At 57.7% G+C, this 20468-nt stretch carries 15 protein-coding genes; 5 read left to right on the top strand and 10 right to left on the bottom strand.

Features of this window, described 5'->3' with window-relative positions; all coding sequences use genetic code 11:
• Positions 1 to 101 precede the first annotated feature (101 nt).
• Complete coding sequence (gene citX, locus ACMYSK_RS15330; protein WP_434636554.1) at positions 102 to 632, top strand: citrate lyase holo-[acyl-carrier protein] synthase; 531 nt, start codon at positions 102 to 104, stop codon at positions 630 to 632.
• A gap of 105 nt (positions 633 to 737) precedes the next feature.
• On the opposite strand, the gene rluA is transcribed toward citX, so the two are convergent.
• The 6 genes from rluA to araB form a co-directional block, all read right to left on the bottom strand.
• A complete protein-coding gene (gene rluA, locus ACMYSK_RS15325) occupies positions 738 to 1397 on the bottom strand; it encodes a bifunctional tRNA pseudouridine(32) synthase/23S rRNA pseudouridine(746) synthase RluA (RefSeq protein WP_434636552.1) in 660 nt (219 codons plus the stop codon).
• A gap of 12 nt (positions 1398 to 1409) precedes the next feature.
• Positions 1410 to 4316, bottom strand: a complete 2907-nt coding sequence (rapA, locus tag ACMYSK_RS15320; RefSeq protein WP_434636549.1) for an RNA polymerase-associated protein RapA — start codon at positions 4314 to 4316, stop codon at positions 1410 to 1412.
• A gap of 187 nt (positions 4317 to 4503) precedes the next feature.
• Positions 4504 to 6861 (bottom strand): DNA polymerase II, encoded by a 2358-nt coding sequence (polB, locus tag ACMYSK_RS15315; RefSeq protein WP_434636547.1) that lies wholly within the window; start codon positions 6859 to 6861, stop codon positions 4504 to 4506.
• Between the two features lie 170 nt (positions 6862 to 7031).
• Positions 7032 to 7727: an L-ribulose-5-phosphate 4-epimerase gene (gene araD, locus ACMYSK_RS15310; RefSeq protein ID WP_434636546.1), complete on the bottom strand. Its 696-nt coding sequence runs from the start codon at positions 7725 to 7727 to the stop codon at positions 7032 to 7034.
• Between the two features lie 100 nt (positions 7728 to 7827).
• Entirely contained in the window at positions 7828 to 9330 is a 1503-nt protein-coding gene (gene araA / locus ACMYSK_RS15305; RefSeq protein WP_434636544.1) for an L-arabinose isomerase, read from the bottom strand.
• Between the two features lie 10 nt (positions 9331 to 9340).
• Positions 9341 to 11050 carry a ribulokinase gene (araB, locus tag ACMYSK_RS15300; protein WP_434636542.1) on the bottom strand — a complete coding sequence of 570 codons (1710 nt, stop codon included), beginning with the start codon at positions 11048 to 11050 and terminating at the stop codon, positions 9341 to 9343.
• A gap of 337 nt (positions 11051 to 11387) precedes the next feature.
• On the opposite strand from araB, the gene araC reads away from it, so the two are divergent.
• Together araC and ACMYSK_RS15290 are read left to right on the top strand one after the other, a co-directional pair.
• A complete protein-coding gene (gene araC / locus ACMYSK_RS15295) occupies positions 11388 to 12233 on the top strand; it encodes an arabinose operon transcriptional regulator AraC (protein WP_434636540.1) in 846 nt (281 codons plus the stop codon).
• Between the two features lie 393 nt (positions 12234 to 12626).
• Positions 12627 to 13391, top strand: coding sequence for a DedA family protein (locus ACMYSK_RS15290; protein WP_434644154.1), 765 nt, complete (start codon positions 12627 to 12629; stop codon positions 13389 to 13391).
• On the opposite strand, the gene thiQ is transcribed toward ACMYSK_RS15290, so the two are convergent.
• From thiQ to sgrR, 4 genes are all read right to left on the bottom strand, one after another.
• Positions 13378 to 14079: a thiamine ABC transporter ATP-binding protein ThiQ gene (gene thiQ, locus ACMYSK_RS15285; RefSeq protein WP_434636538.1), complete on the bottom strand. Its 702-nt coding sequence runs from the start codon at positions 14077 to 14079 to the stop codon at positions 13378 to 13380. The two genes, ACMYSK_RS15290 and thiQ, sit on opposite strands and share 14 nt — an antisense overlap.
• Complete coding sequence (gene thiP / locus ACMYSK_RS15280) at positions 14063 to 15673, bottom strand: thiamine/thiamine pyrophosphate ABC transporter permease ThiP (RefSeq protein ID WP_434636536.1); 1611 nt, start codon at positions 15671 to 15673, stop codon at positions 14063 to 14065. The genes thiQ and thiP overlap by 17 nt, the downstream gene beginning before the upstream one ends.
• On the bottom strand, positions 15649 to 16632 hold the full coding sequence (thiB, locus tag ACMYSK_RS15275; protein ID WP_434636534.1) for a thiamine ABC transporter substrate binding subunit: 984 nt from the start codon (positions 16630 to 16632) through the stop codon (positions 15649 to 15651). Before thiB ends, thiP begins: the two co-directional genes overlap by 25 nt.
• A 539-nt stretch (positions 16633 to 17171) precedes the next feature.
• The gene (gene sgrR, locus ACMYSK_RS15270; RefSeq protein WP_434636532.1) at positions 17172 to 18827 is read right to left on the bottom strand and encodes an HTH-type transcriptional regulator SgrR; all 1656 of its coding nucleotides are present in this window, start codon (positions 18825 to 18827) and stop codon (positions 17172 to 17174) included.
• An 87-nt stretch (positions 18828 to 18914) separates the two neighbouring features.
• Between sgrR and sgrT the strand changes: the two genes are divergently transcribed.
• Together sgrT and ACMYSK_RS15260 are read left to right on the top strand one after the other, a co-directional pair.
• The gene (gene sgrT, locus ACMYSK_RS15265) at positions 18915 to 19067 is read left to right on the top strand and encodes a glucose uptake inhibitor SgrT (RefSeq protein ID WP_434636530.1); all 153 of its coding nucleotides are present in this window, start codon (positions 18915 to 18917) and stop codon (positions 19065 to 19067) included.
• 189 nt (positions 19068 to 19256) lie between these two features.
• A complete protein-coding gene (locus ACMYSK_RS15260) occupies positions 19257 to 20441 on the top strand; it encodes a sugar efflux transporter (RefSeq protein WP_434636528.1) in 1185 nt (394 codons plus the stop codon).
• Positions 20442 to 20468: the final 27 nt, after the last annotated feature.

Below are 20468 nucleotides of genomic sequence, written 5' to 3'. Positions count from 1 at the left end.
GTCCTAAATTCTGTTCGTTTAGCGATACAATCAGCACCGTAATCCGCTATCGCGACGGTGGCTTTGCCGCCGTCATTTTATTAAGTGAAGGAGAGGAATTAATGTCTGTGGATACTCCCGCCCGTGCGGGCGCCAGCGTAGAAACCGAGCTGGCGGCGAAAGAGCAGCGTGCAGCCCGCCAGGCCGACTGGCTGGGCCATTATCAGCAACCGGTTATTTCACTCACGTTGGTGACGCCGGGCGCGGTAAAAGACAGCATTCGCTATCGCAATATGATGGGCGTAGCGCTGCAGGCCTGCGACCAACTGCTATGGAAGCGCCGCTGGAAAACGCTGGACCGTCAGGTGCTGTGGTTGCCAACCGGGCCGGAAGCGTTGTGGTGCGTTGAGCATTCTGCGAGTGACGTCAACGCGCTATGCACGGAGCTGGTACAGACTCATCCGCTTGGCCGCTTGTGGAATATCGAGGTGATTTGCCCGCAGCAAGGGCAGCTGATGCAGGATGAAAGCGCGGGTCGTTGCCTGCTGTGCGATGATGCAGCGCAGACCTGTGAGCGCCAGCATCGCCATGATGCCGCCGAAGTTGCTGCTCACGTTGAGCAGATGATTGATGCGTGGTTTTCCCGCGATTAACGGATGATAGCGTGAATATGTAGCCCGGATAAGCCGCTGTCGGCATCATCCGGGGCCACAACCCCGGTCGCGCGATGCTTTCCGGGGCTACAGATTAATCGGTGTTCAGAAATCGACGGGGGCGCGGAAGGTCATCGCGTTGCCGAAAGCCGGATGGGTGATGGTCAGCGTTTCAGCGTGCAGCAGCAGCCGCGGCGCCATGGCCAGCGCCTCAGACGTGGCATAAAAGCGATCGCCAAGAATCGGGTGGCCCAGCGCCAGCATATGCACACGCAGCTGATGCGAACGTCCGGTAATCGGCTTCAGCCGTACGCGAGCGCTGTTATCGTCCGCATACTCCAGCACTTCATACTCGGTCTGCGCCGCTTTGCCGGTTTCATAGCATACTTTCTGCTTCGGCCGGTTCGGCCAGTCACAGATTAGCGGCAAATCCACCAGCCCTTCCGCTTTCTCCGGATGCCCCCACACGCGGGCGACGTACTGCTTCTTCGGCTCACGCTCGCGAAACTGACGTTTCAGCTCGCGTTCCGCCGCTTTCGTCAGCGCCACCACAATCACGCCGCTGGTCGCCATATCCAGCCGGTGTACCGACTCGGCCTGCGGGAAGTCGCGCTGGACACGCGTCATCACGCTGTCTTTATGCTCCTCCAGTCTCCCCGGTACGGACAACAAGCCGCTCGGCTTGTTGACCACCATAATGTGCTCATCCTGATAGAGGATAACCAGCCAGGGATCCTGTGGCGGATTGTAGTTTTCCATCGCCATATTTGCGTTCCGTTACTGGTGGGTGACCACGATTAAGCGCAGCGCATCGAGACGCCAGCCTGCCTGCGCCAGCGCATCCATCACCTGCTGACGGTTGCTCTCGATAGCGGAAAGCTCGTCGTCACGAATGTTCGGGTTAACGGCTTTTAACGCTTCCAGGCGAGACAGCTCCGCCGACAGTTTGTCGTTGGCTTCCTGGCGGGCGGCATCGATCAGCGTCTGCGCGGCTTTAGCAACCTGCGCTTCGCCGAGCTGCAGGATGGCGTGGACGTCCTGCTGCACCGCATTAACCAGTTTACTACCGGTATGACGGTTGACGGCGCTCAGCTGACGGTTAAAGCTTTCAAACTCCACCTGTCCGGCGAGGTTATTGCCGTTTTTATCCAGCAGCATGCGCACCGGAGTCGCTGGCAGGAAGCGGTTAAGCTGCAGCTGCTTCGGCGCCTGCGCTTCGACTACGTAAACCAGCTCCAGCAGCAGCGTCCCGACCGGCAGCGCCTTGTTCTTCAGCAGAGAGAGAGTACTGCTGCCGGTATCGCCGGAGAGGATCAGATCCAGGCCGTTGATAATCAGCGGATGCTCCCAGGTGACGAACTGGGCGTCTTCGCGGGACAGAGCGACATCACGCTCAAAGGTAATGGTGCAGCCGTCTTCCGGCAGGCCCGGGAAGTCCGGAACCAGCATATGGTCGGAGGGGGTGAGTACGATCAGGTTTTCACCGCGATCGTCCTGGTTGATCCCGACAATATCGAACAGGTTCATGGCGAAGGCGATCAGGTTGGTATCGTCATCCTGCTCTTCAATGCTCTCGGCAAGCTGCTGCGCCTTTTCGCCGCCGTTGGAGTGAATCTCCAGCAGGCGGTCGCGACCCTGTTCCAGCTGCGCTTTCAGCGCATCGTGCTGCTGGCGACAGATTTTGATCAGCTCATCGAAGCCCTCAGTGGTTTCCGGGGCGGCAAGATAGTTAATCAGTTCGTTATGCACGCTGTCATAAACGGTGCGGCCGGTCGGGCAGGTATGCTCAAACGCATCCAGGCCTTCGTGATACCAGCGAACCAGCACGGACTGGGCGGTTCTTTCCAGATACGGCACGTGGATCTGAATATCATGGGCCTGGCCAATACGGTCGAGTCGGCCGATACGCTGTTCCAGCAGATCCGGGTTGAACGGCAGGTCGAACATCACCAGGTTGCTGGCAAACTGGAAGTTACGGCCTTCGGAGCCAATTTCTGAACACAGCAGCACCTGGGCGCCGGTATCTTCTTCGGCAAACCATGCGGCGGCACGGTCGCGCTCGATGATTGACATGCCTTCATGGAAGACCGCCGCCCGGATCCCTTCGCGCTCGCGCAAAACCTGCTCCAGCTGAAGGGCGGTGGTCGCTTTCGCGCAGATCACCAGCACTTTCTGCGAGCGGTGGCTGGTCAGATAGCCCATCAGCCAGTCTACGCGCGGGTCGAAGTTCCACCAGGTACCGGTATCACCTTCAAATTCCTGATAAATCTGCTCCGGATAAAGCATGTCGCGCGCGCGTTCTTCCGCGGTTTTGCGGGCACCCATAATGCCGGAGACTTTAATCGCCGTCTGGTACTGAGTCGGCAGCGGCAGACGAATCGTATGCAGTTCGCGTTTCGGGAAGCCTTTGACGCCGTTACGAGTGTTACGGAACAGGACGCGGCTGGTACCGTGGCGGTCCATCAGCATCGAGACCAGCTCCTGGCGTGCGGCCTGCGCGTCGTCGCGATCGCTGTTGGCAGCCTGCAGCAGCGGTTCGATATCCTGCTCGCCGATCAGATCGCCAAGGGTATTCAGCTCGGTATCGTTCAGCGTGTTGCCGGCCAGCAGCAGGGCAACGGCATCGGCCACCGGGCGATAATTCTGCTGTTCTTCAACGAACTGTTCGAAGTCGTGGAAGCGATTTGGGTCCAGCAGGCGCAGGCGGGCAAAGTGGCTTTCCATACCCAGCTGCTCCGGCGTTGCGGTCAGCAGCAGCACGCCCGGCACGCGTTCGGCCAGTTGTTCAATCGCCTGATATTCGCGGCTCGGTGCCTCTTCGCTCCACACCAGATGGTGCGCTTCATCGACGACCATCAAATCCCATTCGGCGTCGCACAGGTGCTCAAGACGCTGCTTACTGCGGCGGACGAAATCCAGCGAGCAGATAACCAGCTGTTCGGTCTCAAACGGGTTGTAGGCGTCGTGCTGGGCTTCGGCATAACGTTCATCGTCGAACAGCGAGAAGCGCAGGTTGAAGCGGCGCAGCATTTCGACCAGCCACTGATGTTGCAGGGTTTCCGGGACGATGATCAGCACGCGTTCGGCGGCGCCGGCGAGCAGCTGTTGATGCAGGATCATCCCGGCTTCAATGGTTTTACCCAGACCTACTTCATCCGCCAGCAGGACGCGCGGCGCGTGGCGACGGCCGACATCATGCGCGATATGCAACTGGTGGGGGATCAGGCTGGCGCGCTGTCCACGCAGGCCGCTCCACGGCATCCGGTACTGCTCACTCTGGTATTTACGCGCGCGGTAGCGCAGCGCAAAACGGTCCATCCTGTCGATCTGTCCGGCGAACAGGCGGTCCTGTGGTTTGCTGAAGACCAGCTTGCTGTCGAGTAACACTTCGCGCAGCGTGACGTTGGCTTCTTCGGTATCGAGGCGGGTGCCGGTATAGGCCAGCAGGCCGTTCTCTTCATTAACTTCGTCAACCTGGAGCTGCCAGCCTTCATGGCTGGTGATGGTATCACCCGGGTTAAACATCACGCGGGTGATCGGGGAATCATTGCGTGCGTACAGACGGTTTTCGCCGATGGCGGGGAAAAGCAGGGTCACCATACGCGCATCCAGCGCAACTACCGTCCCTAATCCCAGTTCGCTCTCTGTGTCGCTAATCCAGCGTTGACCAAGTGTAAAAGGCATATATGTTCAGCTCTTGTGTTCTTAAATTGCAGGCAATAGTTGATCATCTCCAGATAAGTCAGAGAGAGATCAAGATTGGGTCCAGGAATGGAAAGGGCGCTATATTACTGGATGGCAGGTCGTTCGTCACGTCCTCGTCACCCTTCAATTTGCAGATATGTTGACTGGAAATTGAAATGGCGAGGAATCAAAATAGCCCCAGTTGCCCTGTCACTATTGTAGCAAAATCATCGTCGACAAAGGGAAGAATTCCTTCTGCTACTGGCTGAAGCTGCTTTGACAAATAGTGCTCATAATCAAGCGGCGACAGTTGATAATCCACCGGCTCCGGGCCGCTGGTGGTCCAGACGTACTTGATGCTGCCGCGCTGCTGGTACTGCTGCGGTCTGCCCAGCCTGACGTTTTGCTCATCGGCCAGCCGTGCTGCGCGGACGTGCGGCGGGACGTTACGCTGATACTCGGCCAGCGGGCGACGCAGGCGTTTACGATAAACCAGCCGATCGTCGAGTTCGCCGCTCATCAGCTTATCAATGGTTTCCAGAATGTAGTCCCGATACGGCTGGTGGCGGAAAATACGCAGATACAGCTCCTGCTGAAACTGCTGCGCCAGCGGCGTCCAGTCGGTGCGCACCGTCTCCAGCCCCTTAAAGACCATGCGCTGCGCTTCGCCTTCCTGAATCATTCCGGCGTAGCGTTTTTTGCTGCCGGTATCGGCCCCGCGAATGGTCGGCATTAAAAAGCGACTGAAGTGGGTTTCAAACTCCAGCTCCAGGGTGCTGGTCAGCTGATCTTTACTCAGTTCTGCGGCCCACCAGTCATTGACGAAAGCGACAAGGGAGCGCCCGATTTGCGTCGCATCCTCTTCGCTATGGGGGCGTTTCAGCCAGACAAAGGTCGAGTCGGTATCGCCGTAGATAACGTCATAACCCTGCGACTCAATCAGCGCCTTGGTCTGGCGCATAATCGCATGCCCACGCATGGTAATTGAGGAGGCCAGACGGGGATCGAAAAAGCGACAGGCGCTGGTGCCAAGCACGCCATAGAAGGCGTTCATAATGATCTTCAGCGCCTGCGATAGCGGTTTATTGTGGTGCCGTTTGGCATCATCGCGGCCGTGCCAGATTTGCCCGACAATCCCCGGCAGGCAGTGGTTGAGCCGCGAGAAGCGGGCGCCAAGAAACCCCTCGGTGCTGTGCACATCGTCCGGCTGCGCCATCCCTTCGATAAGCCCGACCGGATCGATCAAAAAGGTGCGGATAATCGAGGGATAGAGGCTTTTATAGTCCAGTACCAGCACCGAATCATAGAGGCCGGGGCGCGAATCCATAACGTAACCACCGGGGCTGGCCTGCGGCGGTACCTCTCCCAGATTGGGGGCGACATAGCCCAGCCGGTGCATACGTGGGAAATAAAGATGGCTGAAGGCGGCGACGGAACCGCCGTGGCGGTCGGCTGGCAGGCCGTTGACCGTGGCTCGCTCCAGCAGGAACGGCATGATTTCCGTTTTGTGGAAGATTCGCGTGACCAGTTCGCAGTCTTGCAGATTGTAGATGGCCAGCGCCGGTTTATCTTCATGAAAGCGGCGGTCGATTTCGTCCATCCGATCCCAGGGATTATCAATCGCTTTCCCCTCACCGAGCAGCTCGCGCGCCACCGTCTCAAGGGAAAAGGAGGAGAAGTTCCAGAAGGCGGATTTCAGCGCCTCGATACCGTCAATAATCAGGCGGCCGCTGGCCTGGGCGAAAAACACGCCATTCTTAAACCCGTGTTCGCGCCATTCCAGTTCAGCATTACCGCGGCCGAGCATCAGCGGAATTCGATAGCGCTCGGCATGCTTTTGCAGAACCCGCAGGTCAAACTGGATGACGTTCCAGCCGATCAGCACGTCCGGGTCGTGGGCGGCAAACCAGGCGTTGAGTTTTTCCAGCAGCTGCGGTCGGCTGGAGACGTACTCCAGCTGGAAATCGACGGCGGGCGAGGGCGTCGGCTCAGGCCCGAGCATGTAGACTACTCGCTGCCCGCACCCTTCCAGCCCGATGCAGTACAGTTCGCCATGCCGGCTGGTTTCTATATCCAGCGAAACCCACTTCAGCGGCGGGCGATAGGACGGGTTGGGTTTCATACGGGCGTGAATAAGGCGCGGGCCGAGAGTATCGCCTTCGACCCAAACCGGAGCGGTAATGAAGCGCTCCATCAGATAACGCTCCGGTGGGCGGATGTCGGCTTCGTAAACGGTGATGCCGTTTTCACGCAGCTTCTTTTCCAGGCGCATTAGCTGGCGATGAGCGCGGCAATAAAGGCCAAAAACCGGCTGGCGACGAAAGTCTTTTAAATTGAGCGGGGCGAGGCGCAGACCGTTTTCGCCCTGTAACAGGCGTTCGACCTGGGCGCGTTGCGCTTCGGGAATGAAAGCCACGGACTCCTGCGGCGGCAGAGTAACCTCAAGCGGGCCGTCGTCGGTGGCGAGCCAGAAGGACAGCTCGGTACCCTGCGGGGTATCCCGCCAGTGACGGGTCAGTAGGAAACCTTCTCGTGGCTGGGTCACGCCGTGCTCTCACAAAATAAAACCAGGCCTGATTATAGCCTGGTTCAATCAATGATGCTGGGGTTTTATACAGGTATGGGCTTACCCCGGAGGCGATGCTACGCACCTGTCCAGGCTACCGGTCAGCGAGTCGCCCGGTCAAGCGAAGCGCTACCGGGGAAGCAGTAGCGCTACTGCCCGTAATAGGCTTTGGCGCCGTGCTTGCGCAGGTAGTGCTTATCCAGCAGCGTCTGCTGCATCGCGGGCAGCTGCGGCGCCAACTGACGGCAGAAAATTCCCATGTAGGCGATCTCTTCCAGCACGATAGCGTTGTGTACCGCATCTTCGGCATTTTTCCCCCACGCAAACGGACCGTGGGAATGCACCAGCACGCCGGGCATTTGTGCCGGATCAATCCCCTGCTCGCGGAACGTTTCGACGATGACGCGACCGGTTTCCCACTCATACTCGCCGTTGATTTCCTCATCGGTCATCAGGCGGGTGCAGGGAACCGGACCATAGAAATAATCGGCGTGGGTAGTACCGGTCGCCGGAATGGCTTGCCCGGCCTGCGCCCAGATGGTGGCGTGGCGCGAATGGGTATGGACGATCCCGCCCAGCGTCGGGAAGGCCTGATAGAGCAGGCGGTGGGTCGGCGTATCCGAAGAGGGTTTCTTTTTGCCCTCGACGACTTCGCCATTTTCCAGACTCACCACCACCATATCGTCGGCGCTCATCGCGCTATAGTCGACGCCCGATGGCTTTATCACCAGCACGCCGCGCTCGCGGTCCACGGCGCTGACGTTGCCCCAGGTGAGGGTGACGAGATTGTGTTTCGGCAGGGCCAGGTTGGCTTCAAGCACCTGCTGCTTTAATGCTTCGAGCATTGCGTTCTCCTTGCCGGGCGGCGCTGTGCTGCTCCGGCCTATAAAATCGCAGTTTGTAGGCCCGGCGAACAAACTGCCGCCGGGCAATAGGGTGCCGTGGTTAACGTCTTGAACCGTAAGAGACGTCATTCCAGCGCAGCGCGTCCTTAAAGGACGGCAGACGGGTTTCGTTATCGATAACGGCGAGTTCGATATCCTGCAGTTCGGCAAACTGACGCATATCGTCGAGCGTCAACGCGTGGCTGAAGACGGTATGGTGTGCACCGCCGGCGATGATCCAGGCTTCAGATGCGGTACGCAGATCCGGCTGGGCTTTCCACAGGGCGTTGGCGACCGGCAGCTTCGGCAGATCGTGCGGAGTCGGCACCGTTTCCACGGTGTTCACCAGCAGGCGGAAACGATCGCCAAGATCGATCAGGCTAGCGACAAGTGCCGGGCCGGTCTGAGTGTTGAAGATCAGGCGGGCCGGATCGGCTTTGCCGCCGATGCCCAGCGGCTGGACGTCGAGGATCGGTTTATCTGCTGTGGCGATGGTCGGGCAGACTTCCAGCATATGCGAGCCCAGAACCAGATCGTTACCGTTATCGAAGTGGTAGGTGTAATCCTCCATAAAGGAGGTGCCGCCCTGCAGACCGGTTGACATCACCTTCATGATGCGAAGCAGGGCGGCGGTTTTCCAGTCGCCTTCGCCGGCAAAGCCATAGCCCTGCTGCATCAGACGCTGTACGGCGAGACCCGGAAGTTGTTTCAGTCCGTGCAAATCTTCAAACGTGGTGGTGAAAGCATGGAAACCGCCCTGCTCAAGGAAGCGTTTCATCCCCAGCTCAATTCGGGCGGCATCGAGCACGTTCTGGCGCTTATCGCCGTGGACCTGTGCCGCCGGGGTCAGGCGGTAGCTGCTTTCATACTCATCAACCAGCGCGCTAATATCGCCATCGCTGATGCTGTTGACCACCTGAACCAGATCGCCCACCGCCCAGGTATTCACCGAGAAACCGAATTTGATCTGCGCGGCAACTTTATCCCCGTCGGTGACTGCAACTTCGCGCATGTTATCGCCGAAGCGGCAGACTTTCAGATGGCGAGTATCCTGCTTCGAGACCGCCTGGCGCATCCAGGAACCGATACGTTGATGCGCATCCTGATCCTGCCAGTGGCCGGTGACCACGCTGTGTTGCTGGCGCATGCGTGCGCCAATGAAGCCGAACTCGCGGCCGCCGTGTGCGGTCTGGTTCAGGTTCATAAAGTCCATATCGATGCTGTCCCACGGCAGCGAGGCGTTGTACTGGGTGTGGAACTGCAACAGTGGTTTATTGAGGATGGTCAGGCCGTTAATCCACATCTTGGCCGGCGAGAAGGTATGTAGCCACACCACCATGCCCGCACATTTATCATCATAGTTAGCGTCACGGCAGATATGGGTAATCTCATCCGGCGTGGTGCCCAGCGGTTTTAATACCAGCTTGCAAGGCAGCTTTGCTTCCGCATTCAGGCTGTTCACCACATGTTCGGCATGCTTCGTGACCTGACGCAGCGCTTCCGGGCCATACAGATGCTGGCTGCCAATCACGAACCATACTTCGTAGTTATCAAAAATCGTCATTTTCGTGTCCTTAATGGGTGAGAGCTGCCTGAGAGAGCGGGGCTTTTTCCGCTTTCGCAGCTGAAGGGAGATACTGTTGTTCTGCGCTGACCGACCACTGCTGGTAGCGCTGATAAAGTTGTTCGAAGCGTTGAGCCTGGGCCGGGCGCGGCTGCAGGGTGCTTTCGACCTGGCTTGCCATGCTGTGCTGGGCCGTCGGGATATCCTGATACACGCCTGCGGCAACGGCGGCAAAGATTGCCGCGCCGAGTGCGCAGCACTGATCGGAGGCGACGATTTGCAGCGGCCGGTTCAGCACGTCGCAGCAGGCCTGCATAATGACCGGGTTTTTGCGAGCGATACCGCCCAGGGCCATCACGTTATTGACCGGGATACCCTGGTCGGTGAAGCACTCCATAATGGCGCGTGCGCCGAAGGCGGTGGCCGCGACAAGGCCGCCAAATAACGCGGGTGCATCGGTGGCGAGGTTCAGATCGGTAATGACCCCTTTCAGGCGCTGGTTAGCGTTAGGGGTACGGCGGCCGTTGAACCAGTCGAGGACCACCGGCAGATGTTCGAGTGATGGGTTTTTCGCCCAGGCTTCGGTCAGCGCCGGCAGCAGTTGTTTTTGCTGGGCGCTAATCTGCGCTTTCAGTTCCGGATGCTGCTGTGCCAGCTGCTCCAGCGGCCAGCCGAGAATACGGCCAAACCAGGCGTAGATATCGCCGAAGGCGGACTGCCCGGCCTCCATACCAATAAAGTCCGGAACAACGCTGCCATCGACCTGGCCGCAGATCCCCTTGACCGTGCGACTGCCCACGCTCTGTTTATCGGCGATCAGAATGTCGCAGGTCGAGGTACCGATGACTTTCACCAGCGCGTTAGGCTGCGCGCCAGCGCCGACTGCACCCATATGGCAGTCGAAAGCGCCGCCGGAGAGAATGACGGTTTCCGGCAGGCCCAGGCGCTGGGCCCATTCGGTGCAGAGCGTGCCGACCGCAACATCGGCAGTCCAGGTCTCAGTGAACAGCGGCCAGTTCAGATGCTGGTTGATAAGAGGGTCGAGCTCATCGAAGAAGCTGGCCGGCGGCAATCCCCCCCAGCTTTCGTGCCACAGCGATTTATGCCCGGCGCTACAGCGGCCGCGACGAATATCCTGCGGGCGGGTGGTGCCGGAAAGGAGAGCGGGAACCCAATCGCACAGCTCAATCCACGACGCCGCGGCTTCGGCGACGGCACTGTCCTGCCGGGTGACGTGGAGTATTTTTGCCCAGAACCATTCGCTGGAGTAAATGCCGCCGATATAGCGGGAGTAGTCCTCTTTGCCCGGCAGATGGCACAGCCGGGTGATGGCTTCCGCCTCTTCAACCGCAGTGTGGTCTTTCCACAGCACGAACATAGCATTCGGGTTATTGGCGAACTCTTCGCGCAGCGCCAGCACGTTGCCGTCAGCATCGATCGGCGCCGGAGTTGAACCGGTGCTGTCAACGCCAATGCCAACCACCTCAGCGCGCTGTTCGGCGCTTAATAACGCCAGCACGCTTTTCAGTGCGGCTTCCATAGATTCAATATAGTCACGCGGATGGTGGCGGAACTGGTTGTTCGGGCCATCGCAAAACAGCCCCTCCTGCCAGCGCGGATACCACTCTACGCTGGTAGCAACTTCTTCACCGGTGGCACATTCCACTGCTAGCGCACGTACGGAATCACTACCAAAATCGAGGCCAATCGCAATTGCCATGCTGTTACTCCATGCTGAAAACCATTCATGGTGAAACAGTAGATATTCACGGCAAAAACCGTCAGGCCGTATTCGCTAATCTTATGGACTATTTTGCTATTGCATCGCAAAGTGTGACGCTGTGCAAATATTCAATGTGGACTTTCCTGCCGTATTTATAGACACTTCTGTTACACGGTGGAAGTGCTTTAATTGTGCGCTACCGTCGATTTTTGGCGTGACAAAGCGGGTTTTAATCTAAATTTCAACCGCCGTCCCAGTACGGTGAGCGGCGTTGGCAGTACAATGTTGAATATGGACAATTGGTTTCCATAATATATCCAGGAGAGCTGAGCCTATGGCTGAAACACAAAACGATCCGCTGCTGCCGGGCTACTCTTTTAATGCCCATCTGGTGACGGGACTGACGCCGATTGATGCCGATGGCTATCTGGATTTCTTTATTGACCGCCCGTTAGGTATGAAAGGCTATATTCTGAACCTGACGGTGCGCGGCGAAGGGGTTATTAACAATCACGATGAGCAGTTTATCTGCCGGCCAGGCGATATTTTGCTCTTTCCTCCGGGAGAGGTTCATCATTATGGTCGCCATCCCGATGCTCGCGAGTGGTATCACCAGTGGGTCTACTTCCGGCCACGGGCGTACTGGCATGAATGGCTGAACTGGCCCACTATCTTCGCCCAGACCGGTTTTTTCCGCCCGGACGAACAATGGCAGGCGCGTTTTTGCGAGCTGTTTGGGCAAATCGTGGAGGCAGGCCAGGGCGCCGGGCGTTATTCGGAGCTGTTGGCGATCAATTTACTGGAACAGCTGCTGCTGCGGCGTATGGAGGCGATCAATGAGTCTCTGCATCCGCCGCTGGATAATCGTGTGCGCGATGCCTGCCAGTACATCAGCGATCACCTGGCGGACAGTCATTTCGATATCGCCAGCGTCGCCCAGCACGTCTGTCTGTCGCCTTCGCGGCTGTCGCATCTGTTCCGCCAACAGCTAGGCATCAGCGTGCTGGGATGGCGGGAAGACCAGCGCATCAGCCAGGCAAAGCTGCTGCTCAGCACCACGCGTATGCCGATCGCCACGGTCGGGCGCAACGTTGGCTTTGAAGACCAGCTCTATTTTTCGCGGGTGTTTAAGAAATGTACCGGCGCCAGCCCAAGTGAGTTTCGTGCGGGGTGTGAATAAAACGTAAATAAAATGAAATGTTGCGCCGGATAATTGTCACAACCAGTAAACTAAACCCTAAATAATTCGAGTTGCAGGACAAGAGGCGAAGCCGAATTGAACAGCGCTTGCGCTGGCCCCGAAGGGGTGAGGCCATAGGCCGAATCACGTGGCAACGCAGGGAATCCCCAGGAGCTTACTGAAGTAAGTGACTGGGGTGAGCGAGGACAAATTCGTCAGGAACGAATTTGAACGCAGTTTACTGCGCCCGTTAGGGCGAGGCCCAAGGATGGGCCGGGTATTGCCAACGCTCATGCAACTTGAAGTATGACGGGTATATTCTGACAATTGATGACTTGACGAAGGCGCGAGGGCTCTGGAGAATCCGTGCTTCGTTTTGATACCGGGCACATTATGCAAGCATTGCTGGAACATTTTATCACCCAGTCCACGGTCTATTCCCTGATAGCCGTGATGCTGGTCGCCTTCCTTGAATCGTTGGCGCTGGTGGGGCTGATATTGCCAGGAACGGTGATGATGGCCGGCCTGGGGGCGCTGATTGGCAGCGGAGACGTGAATTTCTGGCAGGCGTGGCTGGCGGGGATTGTCGGCTGTTTACTTGGCGACTGGATCTCTTTCTGGCTCGGCTGGCGGTTTAAGAAACCGCTGCATCGCTGGTCTTTCATGAAGAAAAACAAAGCGCTGTTGGACAAGACGGAGCATGCACTGCATCAGCACAGCATGATCACGATTCTCATCGGCCGCTTTGTTGGCCCGACGCGTCCGCTGGTGCCGATGGTTGCCGGTATGCTCGATCTCCCGGTGGCGAAGTTTATCCTGCCGAATATTATTGGTTGCCTGCTGTGGCCACCGCTGTACTTCTTGCCGGGCATTCTGGCCGGTGCGGCGATTGATATTCCCGCCGATGAAAACAGCGCCAGCTTTAAGTGGCTGCTGCTGGCGGCCGCTCTGCTGGTTTGGCTGGCGGGCTGGCTGTGCTGGCGCTTGTGGCGCAGTGCGAAAATGCGCGATCGCCTGACGCGATACTTGTCCCGTTCACGCCTGCTGTGGCTGACGCCGGCGACGATGGTGCTGGCCGGTGCCGCGTTAACTCTGGTGATTCGTCATCCGCTGATGCCTGTCTATCTCGACATTCTGCACAAGGTTATCGCGCGCTAATACCTAACAAATGAGATGCGCTGCTGTTGCCGCTGATTAATGCTTCGGTTGCGCCATCCCACGCGATCCGCCCGTCCGCCACCACCAGAGAGCGTGGCGCGATGCGGGCGGCATCTTCCACGCTATGTGACACCATCAGCAGCGTCAAACGCTGACGCTGACAGACGTCGCTAACCAGCGTCAGCATCTCCTGACGTAGCGCGGGGTCGAGCGCGGAAAAAGGCTCATCTAATAGCAGTACCGGCTGTTCCCGGACCAGGCAGCGCGCCAGCGCCGCACGCTGACGCTGGCCGCCGGACAGCTCGCCTGGCAATCTGTCCAGCAGTGAATCTATGCCCATTTGCCCGGCAATCTCCTGCAGGCTGGCGGTCTGCGCCGCGCTCAGCTTCAGCCCCGGATGCATCCCGAGGCCGATGTTCTGGCGCACGGTAAGATGATTAAAGAGATTGTTTTCCTGAAATAGCATCGACACCGGTCGGCGGGCCGGCGGCGTATTGGTATGAGGCTGGCCGGCAATCGTGATGCTGCCGCTTACCGGGGGTAAAAAACCGGCGATCAGGTTCAGCAGCGTGCTTTTACCTGCACCGCTTGGGCCGAGCACGGCGATGCGCTCTCCCTGCTGGACGGAGAGCGTGAAGCGCATCGGCAAATGCTGGTAGAGCCAGGTTACATCATTCAGTTTTAACATCACGCCCCGGAAGTTTCTCAATCACGGTAAAAAGTAAAAAGCACAGCAGCAGTAGCAGCAGGGCGGTGACGGCACCATCCTGACTCCGATAAGAGCCAATTTGCTGATACAGATAGAACGGCAGCGTACGGAATTCTTCATTACCGAACAGCGCCACAGCGCCGAAATCACCGATCGACAGTACGCAGGCAAACGCCAGTGCCTGGGCCAGCGGACGCTTTAACGCGCGAAGCTCGACGACCCTCAGGCGGGTAAAACCGCTCATGCCCAAAGAATGGCAGAGCCTGCCGTAGCGCACGGCAATATCGCGCATCGGGTTTTCCAGCACCTTCAGGGCATAGGGTATTGCCATGAGCGCGTTGGTAAAGATAACGATACCGTCGGCGGAGGCCGGAAGGCCAATGCTGTTATTGAGCAGTAAAAAGAAGCCGGTCGCCAGTACGATTCCCGGCATGGCAAGAATCAGCATCCCGCTGAGTTCCAGCGCCTGGCCTGCCAGCGGTCGGCTGCGAAGGCGCAACTCACGACTGCTCCACAGCAGCATCATCGACAGTATGACGCTGAGCAGCCCAGCGGAAACCGCGATGCGTAATGAGGTCCAGAATGCCTGCCATAGCGCAGGCTGGGCCAGAACGCCGGGTAGGTTGTTATTCAGGCCGTCAACGACGACCGCCAGCAGTGGGGGAAGCAGCAACAGCAGCGCGATAACAATCAGCGCGGTATCGGTCAGTCGGCTGTGCCAACGGTCATCCGGATCGCGCCAGCCGTGAACCTGTGTAGCGCCGATAGCGACGGCCTTGCTCAGACGCTGGGCGAGCAGCACCAGCCCAAGGCAGCAGACCATCTGGATTAGCGCCAGCATCGCGGCGCGGGCCGGGTCGTAATCAAAGTTTAATGCCTGGTAGATAGCCAGCTCAATCGTCGTGGCCCGCGGGCCGCCGCCTAGCGACAGTACGGTGGCGAAGCTAGCGAAGCAGAGCATAAAGATCAGTGCCGCGACGGGGGGAATTTGTCGCCGCAGCCAGGGCCATTCCACCAGGCGGAAAAAATGATAGCCACGCATGCCCAACTGGGCGGCTATCTGGCGCTGTTCTCCGGGGATATTCTCCAGCGCCTGCAGCAGGAGGCGAGTCGCCATCGGCATATTGAAAAAGATATGCGCCAGCAGGATGCCTTGTAGCCCGTAAGGTGAGAAATCCCATTGCCAGCCGACGGCGTTAAACAGCGTCGCCAGCCAGCCCTGTCGGCCATAGACGCTAAGAATGCCAAAGACGGCCACCAGTACCGGTAGAATCAGCGTCATGGCGCACAGGCGCAGTAGCAGCGTTCGTCCCGGAAAGCGCCGACGATACAGAGCGCGGGCGAGAAAAATAGCTGGCACGACGGAGAACAGTGCGGAGAGAAACGCCTGCCAGAAGGAGAAGCGGACAACGTGCCACAGATAGCTATCGCTGAAAATCGAACGCCACGACGCCTCCGGCGCGCTGCTCCAGAGCGCCAGAAATGCGGCCAGAGCGACGGCAACCAGCAGAGCGGCTGCCGTCAGGCCCGGCGTAAGCCAGCCGAGGGTTAGCGGCTGACGGCGCGTTGCCATGCGTTAATCCAGTTCTGACGTTCTGCGGCGACCTGTTGCGGGGTAAATTCAAGAGTGGTTTGCGGTTTGTGCAGCGCCTCAAAGCCTGCCGGCAGAGCAACCTGAGTGACCGGATACATCCAGTTACCGGTCGGGATCGCGTTCTGGAAGGCTGGAGACACCATAAACTTGAGGAATTTCTCCGCCAGCTCTGGCTGCTTGCTGGCGGCTGTGCGGGCGGCGACTTCAACCTGCAGATAGTGGCCTTCGGCAAAATTCGCCGCCGCGTACTGGTCTTTTTTCTCTTCAATGATGTGATAGGCCGGCGACGTGGTATAGCTGAGAACCAGATCGCTTTCTCCCTTGAGGAACAGACCGTAGGCCTCACTCCAGCCTTTGGTGACGGTGACGGTTTTCGCCGCCAGTTTTTGCCAGGCCTCCGGAGCCTTGTCACCATAGACTTTCTGCATCCACAGCAGCAGCCCCAGGCCTGGTGTGCTGGTGCGTGGATCCTCGTAGATCACCCGCCATTTTTGATCGCTTTCCACCAGATCTTTCAAGCTTTTCGGTGGGCTTTTCAGCTTGTTTTTATCGTAAACGAAGGCGAAATAGCCATAATCGAATGGTACGAAGGTGTCGTTATCCCAACCGCCAGGAACCGTGACCGCGCTGGCTGGAACCTGACTTTTGGCGAACAGTTTGCTCTGGGCGGCCGCTTCCAGCAAATTGTTATCCAGCCCAAGCACCACGTCAGCTTTGCTGTTTTTGCCCTCCATCCGCAGACGGTTAAGCAACGACACGCCGTCCTCCAGCGCCACAAACTTCAGCTCGCAATTGCAGTCGGCTTCAAAAGCCTTTTTCACCACCGGTCCCGGGCCCCAGTCGGCAGAAAAAGAGTCATAGGTGTAGACGGTGAGCACAGGTTTAGCAAACACGGGGGCGGCGACCAGCGCCAGCAGCGGGAGTAATTTTCTTAACACTTTGCACCTCATAAAAAAGGGGGGGCAAAGGACTTTGAGTGGGCCCCAAATCCCTTCGCCGGCATTATCCGGATCAGGTTCGACGGGTATTTTCTCAGCCTATACACTTCATCCTTCGCGCTGCCTCTGCGTTAGCATCGCGTGTTCACCCCAGTCGCATAGTTATCTATGCTCCCGGGGATTCACCCGCTTGCTGCCTTGATGCAACCCGAATGATGTTGTGTATGTACACTTGATCCAACAAGCTGCCTCTGCGTTAGCATCGCGTGTTCACCCCAGTCGCATAGTTATCTATGCTCCCGGGGATTCACCCGCTTGCTGCCTTGATGCAACCCGAATGATTTTGTGTATGCACACTTGATCCAACAAGCTGCCTCTGCGTTAGCATCGCGTGTTCACCCCAGTCGCATAGTTATCTATGCTCCCGGGGATTCACCCGCTTGCTGCCTTGAGGTAGTCCGAACGATCGTATGTATGTGTAATAGCACCCCGTTGAGAACGGCGAATAGTGTAATGATTTTGTTAGTTGACTGAAAGCATTACGGCTCCGGCGGTGCAAACCATGCGGATTTGAAATCAAACCAGCCGAGCGTGTTCATTCTTACGCCGCGCATACTGCGCTGCCCCTGGATCATCAGCCAGTGGTGGATCAGCGGCACGATAGTTTGATTGGCCAGCAGCTGCTGGCTCCAGGTGGCCGGGTTTAACTCTCCTGCATGCCAGCGACGGGCATCCTGCTCCCAGTCGATAGGGATACAATTGCGTATAAGCGGGACTTCATACAGCCAGGCAAACAGGGAAAAATCGATCGGCAGAGTAAAATTGGCGCTATTCAACCAGATATCACTGACAACCTCGCCGCGGTGCCACTCTTCGTACTCCAGCTCCTGAATCTCAAGTTTCACCTGATGCTCCGCCAGCAGCGTGGCCATGATCCCGCCCATAACGCGATGTTCGACGTGATCCCGGTAATAGGTCAAGGTGACCGACTCCAGCCCCGGCGGTTTTTCACAGGCGTGGCTGCGGGCGTGGTGCCAGCGAGGCAGCAGGCCATAGGCCGGGAACCAGTTGCCCTGGTAATGTTCACCGGCGTGGTAGAGCAGATTGGCGGGCTGTAACAGATAGCTAAGCCACTGGCGAACCGCGGAGTTGCTGCCCAGGGGGCTGCGGGCGTCGAACAGCAGATAATAGCAGCCTTCCTCCAGGCGGCTCTCAATTGCCTTCTCGCTTTGAGTGGTCCCCTGCAGCGTCAGGCCACCGTTGGGTTCTTCGCTAATTTCCGGCAGGACCCAGACGTTGACTTCATCAATTAATGCCCGGTAGCCGAAATAATCATCGAAGGCATGGATCTTCAGCTGATTTTGATTGTTGCGAACCACCGCATAAGGCCCGGTGCCCACCGGCATGCCAGAGAAATTTTCCATTGACTGCCATTCACGCGGTAACACGACTGCCGACACCTGGCCGAGCAGCCACGGTAGCCAGCGGTCGGGCTGGGTCAGATGAATATCCAGCGTCCAGGCGGTGGGGGAGATAATGCGTTCAATATGGGAATAGAGTGGAAGGGCGTTGCTGCGCTGCAACGAGGCAATCACATCCTCCATCTCCAGCTCTCTTCCGTGATGAAAATGAATGCCGGGACGGAGAAAAAAACGCCAGTGGGTCGGAGAAATTTGCTGCCAGTGGTGGGCAATATCTGCTTCCAGTTCCCCGTTTTCCTCATTTACCCGCGTCAGCGCGCTGAAGATCTGCCTGGCGATATGGTTTTCCGAGCGGCGCAGCGCGCTGCCAGGAAGCAGGTTTTTCATCGGTCGGTAGTAGAGTACGCGCAGGATATGCCGTCCCTGACGGAAGCTGCGACCCAGATGCGAGACCAGCATCTGGCGGACGGCGGCTTTATCGCCCACCAGCTGGACCAGCTGATCGATGCGGTCCTGTTCCAGCAGGTCTTCCGCCCGCTGCTGCTGTAGCGCCAGGCCGGTATAAAGGAAAGAGAGCTTCGAGCGCTTGCCGCGCCCGGCTTCCGCCTCCCAGGTTAACCAGCCGCGTTCTTCCATCATATTCAGCAGCGTGCGCATATGGCGGCGCGAGCAGCAGAGCATCTCCGCCAGCTCGTTGAGCGTCGTCTCCTGCGATTTACCTTCGCAGCACTGCCATAAGCGGATGAACTGTTGTTGCAGACGAGCAGAAGACATAAAAGGGGAACTCCTGATGAAAACTCAGCAATTTATTAATCCCTATATTAGGCCAATAATGCATTCCGATGAAGCGAGGAGGTGAATATGATGGGGTCTACCGCGAAACAGTTCTACCAACGCTACTTTTCTGCGACGCAGGATGCGTCATGGCTGGCCCGCTTGATGGCAGGGAGACAGCAGAAGATTCTTGGCGAGCTGATGCAGTGGGGAGTTACGTCACAGACCTCTGATCATTGACTTGCCTACATCATGTGTGACTGAGTATTGGTGTGTACTTATCGTCTTTCAAACTCCAGACCAGTTGACTGAGCCAAAACGTTTCGGTTTCCTGACTGTCACTTGAAATAGATAGAGTATAAAATCACCTGCCAGCAGATTGCTTCTGCTGGCTTTTTTCGTTTTCTTCGCGTGCTTTAAGGACATGACATGCTCTGGTTGATGACGATGGGACGGCGGCTTAACGGCGTTTATGCGGCTTTTATGCTGGTCGCTTTTATGATGGGCATTGCAGGCGCGCTGCAGGCACCGACCCTCAGCTTGTTCCTCAGCCGCGAGGTGGGCGCGCAGCCCTTCTGGGTCGGTTTGTTTTATACCGTTAATGCGATCGCCGGTATTCTGGTTAGCCTCGCGCTGGCAAAACGATCCGATAACCAGGGAGATCGCCGTCGTCTGATTATGTTCTGCTGCCTGATGGCGGTGGGTAATGCGCTGCTGTTTGCCTTTAATCGTCACTACTTAACGTTGATCACCTGCGGCGTGATGCTGGCCTCGATAGCCAATGCCGCCATGCCGCAGCTGTTCGCCCTGGCGCGGGAATATGCCGACAGTTCGGCGCGGGAAGTGGTCATGTTTAGTTCGGTCATGCGTGCTCAGCTGTCGCTGGCGTGGGTTATTGGCCCGCCGCTCGCCTTTATGCTGGCGCTGAACTATGGCTTTACCACGATGTTCTCAATTGCCGCCGGTATTTTCGTGATTAGCCTGGCGTTGATTGCCGTTAAGCTACCGTCGGTTGCCCGCGTAGAGTCGCCTTCACAAGCGGCAGGCGTGGCGGTGCAGGCCGGCGGCTGGCAGGACAAAAACGTGCGTATGCTGTTTATCGCTTCGACGCTGATGTGGACCTGCAACACCATGTATATCATCGATATGCCGTTGTGGATCAGTAGCGATCTTGGCTTACCGGATAGCCTGGCCGGGATCTTAATGGGGACGGCGGCGGGGCTGGAAATCCCGGCGATGATTCTGGCGGGTTATTATGTGAAACGCTGGGGTAAGCGCAAAATGATGGTCGCGGCAGTTGCCGCCGGTGTGCTGTTTTATGGCGGCCTGATTCTGTTTCACGATCGCACCGCGCTGCTGGCGCTACAGCTGTTCAACGCCATTTTTATCGGTATTGTCGCCGGGATTGGCATGCTGTGGTTTCAGGATCTGATGCCCGGACGGGCCGGTGCGGCGACTACGCTGTTTACCAACAGTATTTCCACCGGAGTGATTCTCGCCGGTGTACTGCAGGGGGCGCTGTCGCAAAACTACGGCCACGCCAGCGTGTATTGGGCCATTGCCGCTATCTCTCTGCTGACGCTGTTTTTGACCAGTAAAGTCAAAGATATTTAGTCCTGATGCCGCACCGCCGGTTGCGGC

This window comes from Klebsiella sp. I138 (assembly GCF_051131765.1).
Lineage (GTDB): Bacteria > Pseudomonadota > Gammaproteobacteria > Enterobacterales > Enterobacteriaceae > Klebsiella.
Note: the sequence above shows the minus strand (reverse complement) of the source record. Positions and strands in the feature narration are given on the sequence as shown.

Excerpts from the sequence above, each read along its gene's own strand:
- rapA (WP_434636549.1), bottom strand. The coding sequence starts at position 4,316 with ATGCCTTTTACACTTGGTCAACGCTGGATTAGCGACACAGAGAGCGAA.
- citX (WP_434636554.1), top strand. The coding sequence starts at position 102 with ATGTCTGTGGATACTCCCGCCCGTGCGGGCGCCAGCGTAGAAACCGAG.
- thiP (WP_434636536.1), bottom strand. The coding sequence starts at position 15,673 with ATGGCAACGCGCCGTCAGCCGCTAACCCTCGGCTGGCTTACGCCGGGC.
- thiQ (WP_434636538.1), bottom strand. The coding sequence starts at position 14,079 with ATGTTAAAACTGAATGATGTAACCTGGCTCTACCAGCATTTGCCGATG.
- araC (WP_434636540.1), top strand. The coding sequence starts at position 11,388 with ATGGCTGAAACACAAAACGATCCGCTGCTGCCGGGCTACTCTTTTAAT.
- araB (WP_434636542.1), bottom strand. The coding sequence starts at position 11,050 with ATGGCAATTGCGATTGGCCTCGATTTTGGTAGTGATTCCGTACGTGCG.
- ACMYSK_RS15260 (WP_434636528.1), top strand. The coding sequence starts at position 19,257 with ATGCTCTGGTTGATGACGATGGGACGGCGGCTTAACGGCGTTTATGCG.
- sgrR (WP_434636532.1), bottom strand. The coding sequence starts at position 18,827 with ATGTCTTCTGCTCGTCTGCAACAACAGTTCATCCGCTTATGGCAGTGC.
- ACMYSK_RS15290 (WP_434644154.1), top strand. The coding sequence starts at position 12,627 with ATGCAAGCATTGCTGGAACATTTTATCACCCAGTCCACGGTCTATTCC.
- rluA (WP_434636552.1), bottom strand. The coding sequence starts at position 1,397 with ATGGCGATGGAAAACTACAATCCGCCACAGGATCCCTGGCTGGTTATC.
- araD (WP_434636546.1), bottom strand. The coding sequence starts at position 7,727 with ATGCTCGAAGCATTAAAGCAGCAGGTGCTTGAAGCCAACCTGGCCCTG.
- sgrT (WP_434636530.1), top strand. The coding sequence starts at position 18,915 with ATGATGGGGTCTACCGCGAAACAGTTCTACCAACGCTACTTTTCTGCG.
- araA (WP_434636544.1), bottom strand. The coding sequence starts at position 9,330 with ATGACGATTTTTGATAACTACGAAGTATGGTTCGTGATTGGCAGCCAG.